The sequence below is a fragment of the Pseudomonas sp. TH37 genome (assembly GCF_016650735.1).
Lineage (GTDB): Bacteria > Pseudomonadota > Gammaproteobacteria > Pseudomonadales > Pseudomonadaceae > Aquipseudomonas > Aquipseudomonas farris.
The window spans coordinates 35,699-48,644 of the sequence record NZ_JAEKFD010000005.1; the positions used below are offsets into that span (position 1 = coordinate 35,699).

Below are 12,946 nucleotides of genomic sequence, written 5' to 3' on the forward strand. Positions count from 1 at the left end.
GCGATTACCGACTTTCTGGCGATGCCATGAAACGCTTCCGGCCGGGCCTCCTGCCAACCCTGGTGGTCGCGATGCTGCTGCCTTTGCTGGTGTCACTCGGGTTCTGGCAGTTGAGCCGGGGCGCGGAGAAAAGCGCGCTGCTGCAAAGCTACGCCGAGCGCCGGGCGGCCGAACCGATGGCCAGCACTGAATTGCAACACACCGAAGATCCGGCCTTCCGCCGGGTTCGCCTGCACGGCCAGTTCGATGCCGAACACAGCCTGCTGCTGGACAACCGTCAGCGCGACGGCAAGGTCGGGGTCGAACTACTACAACCGTTTCAGGACCGGGCAACCGGGCTCTGGCTGCTGGTCAATCGCGGCTGGTTGCCGTGGCCGGATCGGCGTACACCACCGTCATTCACCACACCGACTCAGGCATTGAGCCTCGACGCCTGGGTCTACGTCTCCCCCGGCGCAACGTTCCAGTTGCACGCCGACCCAGACGCCACGACCTGGCCACAACTGGTCACCGCCATTGAACCGGCCAGGCTCTGGGCAGCGCTTGATCGCTACGGTTTCGCCTACGAATTACGCGCGCAAAGCGGTCCCGCGACCTACCAGGCCGATTGGCCGGTGGTGGCCATGGGGCCGGAAAAACACTTGGCTTATGCCGTGCAGTGGTTCGCCCTGTCGATAGCCCTGCTCGGCCTTTACCTCTATCTCGGCTGGCACAACGCAAAGGAGAAAAATAATGGGAGCGGCCATGAATCCACCCGGCATGTCTGAGGCGAAAACGCCGGTAAATCGTCGGCGCGGGCGCTTGCAGTTGTTACTGATCCTGTTGGGAGTGATCGGTCCGATGATCCTCGCCACCGGCATGTACAAATTGCAGTTCTGGGTGCCGGAGGGCCGCAGTTATCACGGTGAACTGATCGGCAACGGCCAGACCCGCGCCGACATCGGCGTACCGGCGCAAGAAGACCGCTGGCAGTTACTGGTGACAGCGCCCAAGGACTGTTCGGTGGACTGCCAGCAGTTGGTGTATCTGGCGCGCCAGATCCAGATCGGCCTCGGTCGTGATGCCTCCCGCGCCAGCCATGCGCTGGCCATCGCGCAGCCGCTGAACAGCGATTACGCGACTAAACTTCAACGCGAGTACCCGCAGTTGCAGCGCTATTCGCTGGACCCGCCGACCTACATCAAAGGCGCTCGGAGCAATGACACGCCGCACCTGTGGATCATCGACCCTCACGGCAATTTGGTGCTGCGCTACGACCCGACGGTGAAGGGCAAGGACCTGCTCAACGACCTGCGCCATTTGCTGAAACTGTCGAACATCGGATAAGGGCATCGTCATGGCCAAACCTGGATTTCGCCTCGCGCTGTTTGCCACCTTGCTGGCACTGATTGTGGTGTTGCTCGGCGCCTACACACGCCTGACCCATGCAGGCCTCGGCTGTCCGGACTGGCCCGGCTGCTACGGCTTTATCAGCGTACCGAACAGCGAAGCCCAACTGGCCCATGCCGAACTGCATTTTCCCGATACGCCGGTAGAAGCCCACAAAGGCTGGAACGAGATGCTTCACCGCTACTTCGCCGGCACATTGGGCCTATTGATCACGGTGCTGGCGGGCCGGGCCTGGACCCATCGTCATCACCCGGGGCAGCCGGTGAAATTACCGTTGTTCTTGCTGGTGGTGGTGTTCGCCCAAGCGGCGTTCGGCATGTGGACGGTGACGCTCAAGCTGTGGCCGCAAGTGGTCACCGGGCATTTGCTCGGCGGCTTTGCGACTTTGAGCCTGTTGTTTCTGCTGACCTTGCGCCTGTCCGGTGTGTTGCCAGCGCTGACCGTGCCACGGCGTTTGCAGCACTGGGCGACCGCCGGGTTGTTGCTGGTGATCCTGCAAATTGCCCTGGGTGGCTGGGTCAGTTCCAATTACGCGGCGGTGGCCTGCATCGACTTTCCGACCTGCCACGGGCAATGGCTGCCACCGGCTGATTTCGCCAACGGCTTTCACCTGACCCAACACATCGGCCCCAATTACCTGGGCGGGCAACTGGACAGCGATGCCCGCACCGCGATTCACCTGACTCATCGCATCGGCGCGTTACTGGTCACCCTCGTTCTGCTCGGTCTGGCCTGGCAACTGAAGGTCGTTGGCATGACGCGCCTGGCCGCCATGGTGCTGATCGCCCTGGCCGCACAAATCACCCTGGGCATCAGCAATGTGGTGTTCCACTTGCCACTACCGGTGGCCGTCGCCCACAACGCCGGTGGCGCAGCGCTGTTGCTGACGATGGTGCTGGTCAATTATCACGCACGAACCAGTCTGGTTCGGGTCAAGCATCAGCCCCCAGTGCGTTGGCGTCTCAGCCTGCGTAAACACTCGGCCGGGCCCATAACAATAAAAGGAGAAATGCCATGGCGACCTTGATCGGCGAACGTCACAGTCAGGCAATCTGGCGCGATTACCTGGAGCTGACCAAGCCGAAAGTGGTGGTGCTGATGCTCATCACCTCGTTGGTCGGCATGTTTCTCGCGACGCGCGCCGGGGTGCCGTGGACGGTGCTGGTGTTCGGCAATCTGGGGATTGCCTTGTGTGCCGGCGGTGCGGCAACGGTCAACCATGTGGTGGACCGGCGCATCGATGCTGTCATGGCCCGGACCCACAAGCGGCCCTTGGCCGAAGGTCGGGTTTCTCCAACCGCTGCGCTGACTTTCGCTCTGGTGCTGGCAGTGCTCGGCCAGTCTTTGCTGCTGGCCTTCACCAACCCGTTGACGGCATGGCTGACCCTCGCGTCCTTGCTCGGTTATGCCGTGGTTTACACCGGTTTCCTGAAACGTGCGACGCCGCAGAACATCGTTATCGGCGGTCTCGCTGGTGCGGCCCCGCCGCTGCTCGGCTGGACCGCCGCCACCGGTCATGTCAGTGCCGAACCGTTGCTGCTGGTGCTGATCATCTTCGCCTGGACCCCGCCGCACTTCTGGGCACTGGCGATTCATCGCAAAGAGGAATACGCCAAGGCTGACATTCCGATGTTGCCGGTGACCCATGGCGAGCACTACACCAAAGTCCACATCCTGCTTTATACCTTTGCGCTGCTGGCTGTCAGCCTGATGCCCTACGTAATCCACATGAGCGGCGTGCTCTACCTGATTTGTGCCCTCGCACTGGGCGCGAGGTTTCTGCAATGGGCCGTGGTGCTGTACCGTGGCACTCGGCCGCACGCGGCGATCAACACGTTCAAGTACTCTATTTACTACTTGTTCCTGCTGTTTATCGCGCTGCTCGTAGACCACTACTTACTGTTGAACCTATGACTCGAACCCAGAAAACCGTCTTCATTCTCGTCGCCTTGATCGCGCTGATCCTGGGCCTGACCATCAATAAAGTACTGACCGGAAAAAACCAGGGCGACCCGACGGCACTGATCGATGCGGGGATCATCCTGTTGCCCCAAAGCCGTAACCTGCCAGACGTGAAGATGACCGATCAGGACGGTAAGCCGGTGGCGGTCAACGAGCTGAAAGGCAAATGGAGCGTTTTGTTCTTCGGCTACACCTTCTGCCCGGACATCTGCCCGACCACCCTCGCCCAACTGCGGCAGATCAAGAGCGAACTGCCGGCGGATGCTGTGGACAAGTTGCAGGTCGTTCTGGTCAGCGTCGACCCGAACCGCGACACGCCCAAGCAACTCAAGCAGTACCTGGGCTACTTCGATCCTCAGTTCATCGGGCTGACTGCATCCTCGGTCGAAGACATTCAGAAACTGGCCAATGCGGTGAGTATTCCGTTTATTCCGGCGGACACCAGCAAGCCTAATTACACCGTCGACCACAGCGGCAACCTCGCGGTGATTGGCCCGGACGGGACTCAACGCGGGTTCATTCGTGCACCGTTGAACAACCAGAAGCTGGTGGCGCAGTTGCCGGTGATGCTCAAGCGCGAGTAACCGACACAATACCTGTGGGAGCGGGCTTGCCCGCGATGACAGAGCATCATTCAACATTGATATCGACTGTTTCACCGCCATCGCGGGCAAGCCCGCTCCCACAGGTACGGTGTTTCAGGCACAAAAAAGGGGCGCAGTGATTGCGCCCCTTTTTTCGTTTAGATCAGCTGATCAGAACGCCGGCAATACCGCGCCTTTGTACTTCTCGAGAATGAAGGCTTTCACTTCCGGGCTGTGCAGGGCAGCAACCAGTTTCTGCATCGCGGCGCTGTCCTTGTCGTCCGGACGGGCAACGAGGATGTTCACGTACGGCGAGTCGTTGCCTTCGATGACCAGCGCATCCTTGGACGGATCAAGCTTGGCTTCCAGCGCGTAGTTGGTATTGATCAGCGCCAGATCGACCTGAGTCAGCACGCGCGGGATGGTCGCGGCTTCCAGTTCACGGAATTTCAGGTCCTTGGTGTTCTCGGTGATGTCCTTCACGGTCGACAGGATGTTGTTCGAATCCTTCAACTTGATCAGGCCAGCCTTGGCCAGCAGCAGCAGCGCACGGCCGCCGTTGGTGGCGTCGTTCGGGATCACCACGTTGGCGCCGCCCGGCAGCTCGGTCAGGGCTTTGTACTTGCTGGAGTAAGCGCCCAGCGGTTCCAGGTGCACACCGGCAACGCTGACAAGGTTAGTGCCCTTGGCCTTGTTGAACTCATCCAGGTACGGTTGATGCTGGAAGAAGTTGGCGTCCAGACGCTTCTCGGCCACCTGCACGTTCGGCTGGATGTAGTCGGTGAAGACTTTGACCTTCAGGTCCACGCCTTCTTTGGCCAGGGCCGGTTTAACGAACTCGAGGATTTCCGCGTGAGGCACCGGAGTGGCCGCGACCGTCAGGGTGTCGGCAGCGTGTGCGGAAAAGGCTGCAACGGCAGCGAACGCGACGAGTAGTTTTTTCATTCAGCTAACTCCTTGTGAGGCGCCCGTTTGGCGCCTGCCAGCGAATGGCCGGCTCATGACTTATTTACGTGAGAAGTGGACAACCAATTTGTCGCCAACGGTTTGCAGCACTTGAACCAGCATCAGCAGCAACACCACCGTCACAACCATCACATCCGTCTGGAACCGCTGGTAACCGAAACGGATCGCCAGGTCGCCCAGGCCGCCAGCGCCGACCACACCGGCCATTGCCGTGTAGGACACCAGTGTAATCGCTGTCACCGTAATCGCCGCGAAGATGCCCGGGCGGGCTTCCGGCAGTAAGGCATTGATGATGATCTGACGTGTCGTCGCACCCATGGCCTGGGTTGCCTCAATGATGCCGCGATCCACTTCACGCAGGGCGGTTTCCACCAATCGTGCGAAGAACGGCGTGGCGCCCACCACCAAGGGTGGAATCGCACCGGCGACACCCAGGGAGGTGCCAGTGATCAACACGGTGAACGGAATCATCACGATCAGCAAAATGATGAACGGCAGCGAGCGCAGAATGTTCACCACCAGCGACAGCATTGCATAGACGCCTTTGGCTTCCAGCAATTGGCGCGGGCTGCACAGGAACAACAGCACGCCCAGCGGCAATCCCAGCAGCACCGTGAACAACAACGAACCGCCGAGCATCAGCAGGGTGTCGCCGGTGGCCAGCCAGATTTCGTACCAGTCGATATTGGAAAAGAAACTCATCAGGACTTCCATCAGCGCAGCACCTCCATGTGAACGTCAGCCGCAGTGAAGTGCGCAAACGCCGCTTCCATGTCGCCACCGGTGATCGCCAGGGTCAGTTGCCCGTAGGGAATGTCTTTGATGCGATCGATACGACCGGCCAGGATGCTGTAGTCCACGCCCGTTTCCCGGGCGACGGTACCCAGCAACGGCGCGTAGGTCGCTTCGCCCTGGAAGGTCAGACGCACGATGCGCCCCGGTACGTGAGCGAAGTCATCGCGCTGTTCGCTTTCGTCGATCTGCTCGTCTTCCTGCACGAAGCGCTTGGTGGTCGGGTGCTTGGGGTGCAGGAACACCTCGGCCACCGAACCTTGCTCGACGATCTTGCCGGCATCCATCACCGCTACCTGATCGCAGACCCGACGGATCACATCCATTTCGTGGGTGATCAGGACGATGGTCAGTTTCAGTTCGCGGTTGATCTCGGCCAGCAGTTGCAGGACCGACGCCGTGGTTTGCGGGTCCAGGGCACTGGTGGCTTCATCGCACAGCAGAATTTTCGGTTTGGTTGCCAGGGCGCGGGCGATGCCGACACGCTGCTTCTGACCACCAGACAGTTGCGCCGGGTACTTTTTCGCATGGTCAGACAGACCGACCCGCGCCAGCAACTCCGCCACACGCCGGTCGATTTCGCTACGGGACAGTTCACCGGCGAGAGTCAGCGGCAGCGCGACATTATCGGCCACGGTTTTGGAGGCCAGCAGGTTGAAGTGCTGGAAAATCATCCCGACCTGCTGACGGAAGCGCCGCAGGCTATTGGCATCCAGCGCGGTGACTTCTTCGCCATCGACGATGATCTTGCCGCCACTGGAGTTCTCCAGGCGATTGATCAGACGCAGCAGGGTACTTTTTCCCGCGCCGGAATGGCCGATCAGGCCAAAGACCTGACCATTATCAATCGTCAGACTGGTCGGATGCAGGGCGGGAATATCCTTACCGGCGACGCGGTAAGTTTTGTGGACGTTTTGAAACTCGATCACGTAGCGAACCTTGTGGGGCGCGTTAGAAAAGGATCAGCGGTTAGCCGGGCGCGCATTTTAGCCTGTCCGTATAGAGGTTCTTAGCATTTATTTCGCATTCACCCAGCGATTTGGCAATAACGCGATCAAAGGTCAGAAAAAAGGAACGGCGCCAACTCCTCATCAGTCACTGATTAAGCAACTCGAGAATGCCTGGATACCGTGTCTGGGCAATACCTCACAACCCTTGGCCCGACGGGAATCGCCACGAGGAGTTTACGTCTGATGAGTACTAAAAAGCCTGCCGCCCCTAAAAGCGCACTGGCCGGGACCGATACCCTGGACCGCGGCAACACCAACGCCAAGCTCGACAGCCTGGAAAAATTTCGCTCCGATGCCACCGAACAGGCCTTGCGCACCAACCAGGGCGTGAAGGTCGCGGACAATCAGAACACGTTGAAGGGCGGTGCCCGCGGGCCGTCGTTGCTGGAAGACTTCATCATGCGTGAAAAGATCACGCACTTTGACCATGAACGCATTCCCGAGCGCATCGTCCATGCCCGTGGTACCGGCGCCCATGGTTACTTCCAGCCATACGAAACCCATTCCGTACTGACCAAGGCCGGGTTCCTACAAGACCCAAGCCAAAAAACGCCGGTTTTTGTGCGCTTTTCCACGGTGCAGGGCCCACGCGGGTCAGGCGATACCGTGCGGGACGTACGAGGTTTCGCGGTGAAGTTTTTCACCGACGAAGGCAACTTCGATCTGGTGGGCAACAACATGCCGGTGTTCTTCATTCAGGATGCGATCAAGTTTCCTGACTTCGTACATGCGGTAAAACCCGAGCCCCACAACGAAATTCCTACCGGCGGTTCGGCCCACGATACTTTCTGGGATTTTGTTTCTCTGGTGCCGGAATCCGCGCACATGGTGATGTGGACCATGTCCGACCGGGCGATCCCCAAAAGCTTGCGCACCATGCAAGGCTTCGGCGTACACACGTTTCGCATGATCAATGCCGAAGGCAAGGCGCGTTTCGTAAAATTCCACTGGCGCCCTGCCGCTGGTACCTGCTCGCTGGTGTGGGACGAGGCGCAGAAACTCGCCGGCAAAGACACCGACTTCCACCGTCGTGATCTCTGGGAGTCCATCGAGATGGGGGACTACCCGGAATGGGAATTGGGCGTACAGGTCATCGAGGAAGAAAGCGAACATGCCTTCGATTTCGACCTTCTCGACCCAACCAAACTCATTCCCGAGGAAGTCGTCCCTATCACTCCGCTGGGCAAGATGGTGCTCAACCGCAACCCGGACAACTTCTTCGCCGAAACCGAGCAAGTTGCCTTCTGCCCCGGGCATATCGTGCCGGGGATCGACTTCTCCAATGACCCGTTGCTGCAAGGTCGGTTGTTTTCCTACACCGATACGCAGATCAGCCGACTGGGTGGGCCGAATTTTCATGAGATCCCGATCAACCGCCCGGTAGCACCGTTCCATAACGGTCAACGAGATGCGCAGCACCGCACCACCATCGACAAGGGACGCGCCTCGTACGAGCCGAACTCTATCGACAGCGGCTGGCCGAAGGAAACCCCACCGGCAGCGCAGGACGGCGGCTTCGAGACTTATCCGGAGCGCATCGACGCTGCGAAAATCCGTCAGCGCAGCGAGTCGTTCGCCGACCACTTCTCCCAAGCTCGGCTGTTCTTTCACAGCATGAGCAAGCACGAGCAGGAACACATCATTACCGCTTACAGCTTTGAGCTGGGCAAGGTCGAACGCGAATTTATTCGTGCGCGGCAGGTGAATGAGATTCTGGCCAATATCGATCTGGAACTGGCCAAACGCGTGGCACAGAACCTGGGCTTGCCGGTACCGAAGGCCGGAACGGTCGAGGTGCGTAAAACGTCACTCGACCACTCCCCCGCCCTGAGCCAGGCCAACCTGCTGTCGGGGGATATCAAAACCCGAAAAGTGGCCATTTTGGCGGCCAACGGGGTGGATGGCGCCGCGATTGATGCGATGAAGAAGGCTTTGATGGCCGAAGGCGCGCACGCCAAACTGCTCGGCCCGACCTCGGCCCCCGTGACAACCGCCGATGGCAAAGCGCTGCCGGTGGATGCGTCGATGGAAGGCTTGCCTTCTGTAGCGTTCGACGCCGTGTTCGTGCCGGGTGGCGCGGCGTCGATCAAGGCGCTGAGTACCGATGGTGTAGCGCTGCATTATCTGCTGGAGGCGTACAAACATTTGAAGGCCATCGCGCTGCATGGCGAAGCGAAGCAGTTGCTGGATGTGTTGAAGCTGGAGACTGATGCAGGGCTGATCCTGGGTAACGATGCCAAGCTGTTCAAAACGTTTTTTGCCGCGATCGGTCAGCATCGGGTATGGGATAGGGAGCCAAAGGCCAAGGCGGTTCCGGCTTAAGGATTTTTATCGAACAGGAGGACGTCTTCGCGGGCAAGCCTCGCTCCTTGGGTTTACGCTGCACCTGTAGGAGCGAGGCTTGCCCGCGAAGCTTTTAAGGCTTACGCGGACTCAAAACCACCTGCGCCGGAATGTTGCGCAGAATCTGCTTCTCCAGCTTCAGATCAAACTCCGAATCCAGCTTCTTCACCCGTTTGGTCAGCAGCGTGGCCAGCCATGGGTAATCCTGAGTGCGCGGAGCCTGAATGCTCACGTCGCACTGATAATTCACCACATCGGCGGCGATGGCATCCAGTTGACGACGGAGCTTGCTCATATCGGTGAGGTTCAACGCCACCGTGGTGCTTTCAGCCGTGGGGTCGATGACTTTGGCCTGAGGTTTGGCTTCGGCAGCCTTGAGAGCCGCTTCGGCTTTATCCAGTTCAGCCTTGCGCGCATGGACAATGGCGCTGTTGACGCCACCGGTCAGCGCCGGGGCCTTGGGCATCAAAACCCGGGCACGGCTGAGGGCGGTGGCTGCTGCATTCACATCACCTTTTTGCAACACGATCTGACTACGCAGCAAATACGCTTCGGCCAATTGCCGCTGGTATTGCTCGAGGGATTGATCGTTGGGCGACTCGGCCTGCAAGGCCGCCAATTGCCCTTCGGCGGTGGCCAGTTCGCTGCTGGCCAGGCTTTGTTCCAGCTGTGCGATAGCCGTGGCCCGCGCATCGGGGACCTCGGTGGCCGCCGGTGGCGTGCTTTGGCAAGCGCCCAGTAGCAGCGAAAATGCGACAAGGAGCAGATAACGGGAGGCGAACAGCTTCATTCCTGCGACTCTCTATTTGCGCAAAAAACGAGCAAGTCTACACCCCTCGACGGGGCAGGACAAAACTCAGCAGAAACAGCGCGGCGGCCGTCACCACAATCGACGGGCCGGCCGGGGTGTCCTTGAACCAGGACAACGCCAGCCCGCCACACACCGCGAGCATGCCCAGCAGGCTCGCGCCCAATGCCATCTGCTCCGGCGAGCGGGCGTGACGCTGTGCCGCAGCCGCCGGAATAATCAGTAACGAAGTAATCAGCAACACGCCGACGATTTTCATCGCCACCGCAATCACCACAGCGATCAGCAACATCAGGGCCAGGCGCAACGCCGCCACTGGCAAACCTTCCACTTTGGCCAGCTCTTCATGCACCGTGATCGCCAGCAAGGGTCGCCACAACGTGACCAGCAATGCCAGTACCGCCGCGCTACCCCCGAGGATCCAGGCCAGATCGGTCGGGCTGATCGCCAGCAAGTCGCCGAACAGATAGGCCATCAGGTCGATCCGCACTTCATGCATGAAGCTTAGTACCACCAAGCCAAGCGAGAGCGTGCTCGGTGCGAGAATTCCCAAAAGCGTGTCGGACGCCAGTGGCTGCCGTTGTTGCAACGTCACCAGCAATACCGCCAGCAACAAGCAGCCTACCGTGACGGCAACGGTCGGGCTGACATCCAGCAGAAACCCCAGCGCCACGCCGAGCAGCGCGGCGTGGGACAGGGTGTCGCCGAAATAGGCCATGCGCCGCCAGACCACGAACGACCCCAACGGGCCTGCGACCAGCGCCAGGGCCAGACCTGCAAGCAGGGCAAAGAGCAGAAAGTCAGCCATGCTTGCAGCTATCTCCATGAACGTGGGTAGGGGCCGACGGGGCGGCGCTGACCACCGAGCCATGCAGATCGTGGGCGTGGTCGTGGTGGTGGTGATAAATCGCCAGGCTTTGTGCGTTCTTTCCGAACAACTCGACGAATGCCGGATCGCCGCTGACTTGCTCGGGATGTCCGGAACAGCAGACGTGGCGGTTCAGGCACACCACCTGGTCGGTGGTGCTCATCACCAGATGCAGATCGTGAGAGACCATCAAAACGCCGCAACCATGACGGTCGCGCAAGCGTGTAATCAGGCTGTAGAGCTCGGCTTGACCGGCCACATCGACGCCTTGCACCGGCTCATCAAGCACCAGCAGTTCCGGCTCGCGCAACAATGCCCGCGCCAGCAACACTCGCTGCATTTCGCCACCGGAAACACTTTGCACCGGGCTGTCGATGACCTGTTCGGCACCGACTTCCTTGAGAGCGGCCAAGGCGCGAGCGCGGTCCACGCCCGGCACCAGACGCAAGAAGCGCAGCACCGAAAGCGGCAGGGTTGGGTCGACATGAAGTTTTTGCGGCATGTAACCGACGCGCAACTTCGGCTTGCGCCAGACGCTACCGCTGTCCGGTTTCAGCAAACCGAGCACCGCGCGCACCAGCGTGGTTTTACCGGCACCGTTGGGGCCGATCAAGGTGACGATCTGCCCCGGCTCGACGCTCAGCTCGATGTTGTCCAGCACGTTTTGCCCGGCAAAGGTGACAGCCACCTGCTCGAGGCGAATCAGCGCATTGCTCATCAAGCCCCCTGGCAACCCGAGCAGAGACCGATGACTTCAACGGTCTGGGCCTCGACGATAAATCCGACATCTTTGGCGCTATTGATGATCGCGTCGCTGATGGATTTCTGTTCGAGTTCGATGGCGGCGTGGCATTCGCGGCAGATCAGGAACTGGCCCTGGTGAGCGTGTTCCGGGTGATTGCAGCCGACGAAGGCGTTCAGCGAGGAGATGCGGTGTACCAAGCCGTTTTCCAGCAGGAAATCCAGCGCGCGGTACACGGTCGGAGGTGCGGCGCGGCGGCCGTCCTGCTCACTGAGCACCGCCAGAATGTCATAGGCACCCAACGGTTTGTGGCTTTGCCATACCAGTTCCAGCACTCGCCGGCGCAAAGCGGTCAGACGCAGCCCCTGACGTGCGCACAAGGCATCGGCCTCAGACAATGCGCTATGCACGCAATGAGAGTGGTCGTGGGGACGGCTGGCAATCGGTGTTTTAGGCATGAGCGGCGACGAGTTTTGTGAGAGACGTTATTATGTTACCCGTTCTCGCCTCTTCGAGTGGTCATCGTGTCCCGACTTTTTTCTATCTTTGTCGCATTTGTCGCAAGTTTTCTGCTGATTGGCTCAGCGCAAGCCGAAGTCAAAGTCCTCACCAGCATCAAGCCCCTGCAGCTGATCGCCGCGGCGGTGCAGGACGGCGTAGCGGTTCCGGAAGTCTTGCTGCCGCCCGGCGCTTCGCCCCATAACTATGCCTTGCGCCCTTCCGACGTACGGAAAGTGCAATCGGTGGAGCTGGTGTACTGGATCGGCCCGGACATGGAAGGTTTCCTGCCTCGCGTGCTGAAAGGTCGTACGCTGCCCAGCATCGCGGTGCAGGATTTGCCCGGCCTGAAACTGCGACATTTCGCCGAAGATAACCACTCCGACGCCGAAGAAGCCGACGAGCATGATCACGATCACCGCCCCGGCAACCTGGATGCGCATTTGTGGTTGTCACCGATCAACGCCCGCGTGATCGCCAGCAAAATGGCCACCGATTTGAGTGCTGTAGATCCGGCCAACGCGGCGCGTTACCAGAGCAACCTCAAGGCGTTCGATGAGCGTCTCGATGCTTTGGACTTGCGCCTGAAGGCTCGCCTGGCGGGCATCGCGGGTAAACCTTACTTCGTGTTCCACGAAGCCTTCGATTACTTCGAAGACGCTTACGGCCTCAAGCACACCGGCGTGTTCAGTGTCGCAGCCGAAGTGCAGCCCGGTGCCCAGCACGTGGCAGCGATGCGCACGCGGTTGCAGGAAGTCGGCAAGACCTGCGTGTTCAGCGAACCACCGCTGCGCCCGCGCCTGGCAGAAACCCTGGTGGCAGGGCTGCCGGTGAAACTGGCGGAACTGGATGCACTGGGCGGCTACACGCCAGCAACCGCTCAGGGGTATGAGCAGTTGCTGGAAAAGCTGGGGAATGATTTGGCGGGGTGTCTGGAGTCGTTGTAACCGTCCCGCAGAACTGTGGCGAGGGGGCTTGCCCCCG

14 protein-coding genes are annotated in these 12,946 nt (G+C 60.1%); 7 read left to right on the forward strand and 7 right to left on the reverse strand.

Features of this window, described 5'->3' with window-relative positions; genetic code table 11:
- The first annotated feature begins 26 nt into the window (after positions 1-26).
- From JFU11_RS14565 to JFU11_RS14585, 5 genes are read left to right on the forward strand one after another with little or no spacing between them, the layout of a single operon-like run.
- A complete protein-coding gene (locus JFU11_RS14565) occupies positions 27-767 on the forward strand; it encodes an SURF1 family protein (protein ID WP_201061019.1) in 741 nt (246 codons plus the stop codon).
- Complete coding sequence (locus JFU11_RS14570; protein ID WP_123720058.1) at positions 733-1,326, forward strand: hypothetical protein; 594 nt, start codon at positions 733-735, stop codon at positions 1,324-1,326. Before JFU11_RS14565 ends, JFU11_RS14570 begins: the two co-directional genes overlap by 35 nt.
- 10 nt (positions 1,327-1,336) lie before the next feature.
- A complete protein-coding gene (locus JFU11_RS14575; RefSeq protein ID WP_038980331.1) occupies positions 1,337-2,416 on the forward strand; it encodes a COX15/CtaA family protein in 1,080 nt (359 codons plus the stop codon).
- A complete protein-coding gene (gene cyoE, locus JFU11_RS14580) occupies positions 2,404-3,303 on the forward strand; it encodes a heme o synthase (RefSeq protein ID WP_038980332.1) in 900 nt (299 codons plus the stop codon). Before JFU11_RS14575 ends, cyoE begins: the two co-directional genes overlap by 13 nt.
- Positions 3,300-3,935, forward strand: coding sequence for an SCO family protein (locus tag JFU11_RS14585; RefSeq protein WP_048397331.1), 636 nt, complete (start codon positions 3,300-3,302; stop codon positions 3,933-3,935). Before cyoE ends, JFU11_RS14585 begins: the two co-directional genes overlap by 4 nt.
- 171 nt (positions 3,936-4,106) lie before the next feature.
- On the opposite strand, the gene JFU11_RS14590 is transcribed toward JFU11_RS14585, so the two are convergent.
- The 3 genes from JFU11_RS14590 to JFU11_RS14600 are packed head-to-tail and all read right to left on the reverse strand — an operon-like array spanning position 4,107 to position 6,622.
- Positions 4,107-4,880, reverse strand: a complete 774-nt coding sequence (locus JFU11_RS14590; RefSeq protein ID WP_123356916.1) for a MetQ/NlpA family ABC transporter substrate-binding protein — start codon at positions 4,878-4,880, stop codon at positions 4,107-4,109.
- A gap of 60 nt (positions 4,881-4,940) precedes the next feature.
- Positions 4,941-5,615 carry a methionine ABC transporter permease gene (locus tag JFU11_RS14595; protein ID WP_123500528.1) on the reverse strand — a complete coding sequence of 225 codons (675 nt, stop codon included), beginning with the start codon at positions 5,613-5,615 and terminating at the stop codon, positions 4,941-4,943.
- Positions 5,615-6,622 carry a methionine ABC transporter ATP-binding protein gene (locus JFU11_RS14600; RefSeq protein WP_201061026.1) on the reverse strand — a complete coding sequence of 336 codons (1,008 nt, stop codon included), beginning with the start codon at positions 6,620-6,622 and terminating at the stop codon, positions 5,615-5,617. The genes JFU11_RS14595 and JFU11_RS14600 overlap by 1 nt, the downstream gene beginning before the upstream one ends.
- A 264-nt stretch (positions 6,623-6,886) precedes the next feature.
- On the opposite strand from JFU11_RS14600, the gene katE reads away from it, so the two are divergent.
- On the forward strand, positions 6,887-9,025 hold the full coding sequence (gene katE / locus JFU11_RS14605) for a catalase HPII (RefSeq protein ID WP_201061028.1): 2,139 nt from the start codon (positions 6,887-6,889) through the stop codon (positions 9,023-9,025).
- Positions 9,026-9,119: 94 nt separating this feature from the next.
- On the opposite strand, the gene JFU11_RS14610 is transcribed toward katE, so the two are convergent.
- From JFU11_RS14610 to zur, 4 genes are read right to left on the reverse strand one after another with little or no spacing between them, the layout of a single operon-like run.
- Positions 9,120-9,836: a PA5502 family lipoprotein gene (locus JFU11_RS14610; RefSeq protein WP_201061030.1), complete on the reverse strand. Its 717-nt coding sequence runs from the start codon at positions 9,834-9,836 to the stop codon at positions 9,120-9,122.
- Positions 9,837-9,873: 37 nt separating this feature from the next.
- Entirely contained in the window at positions 9,874-10,662 is a 789-nt protein-coding gene (gene znuB, locus JFU11_RS14615) for a zinc ABC transporter permease subunit ZnuB (RefSeq protein ID WP_123500522.1), read from the reverse strand.
- On the reverse strand, positions 10,655-11,440 hold the full coding sequence (znuC, locus tag JFU11_RS14620) for a zinc ABC transporter ATP-binding protein ZnuC (protein WP_008007978.1): 786 nt from the start codon (positions 11,438-11,440) through the stop codon (positions 10,655-10,657). The genes znuB and znuC overlap by 8 nt, the downstream gene beginning before the upstream one ends.
- A complete protein-coding gene (zur, locus tag JFU11_RS14625; protein WP_007902861.1) occupies positions 11,440-11,922 on the reverse strand; it encodes a zinc uptake transcriptional repressor Zur in 483 nt (160 codons plus the stop codon). Before zur ends, znuC begins: the two co-directional genes overlap by 1 nt.
- A 66-nt stretch (positions 11,923-11,988) precedes the next feature.
- On the opposite strand from zur, the gene JFU11_RS14630 reads away from it, so the two are divergent.
- A complete protein-coding gene (locus JFU11_RS14630; RefSeq protein WP_201061032.1) occupies positions 11,989-12,909 on the forward strand; it encodes a zinc ABC transporter substrate-binding protein in 921 nt (306 codons plus the stop codon).
- The last annotated feature ends 37 nt before the right edge of the window (positions 12,910-12,946 follow it).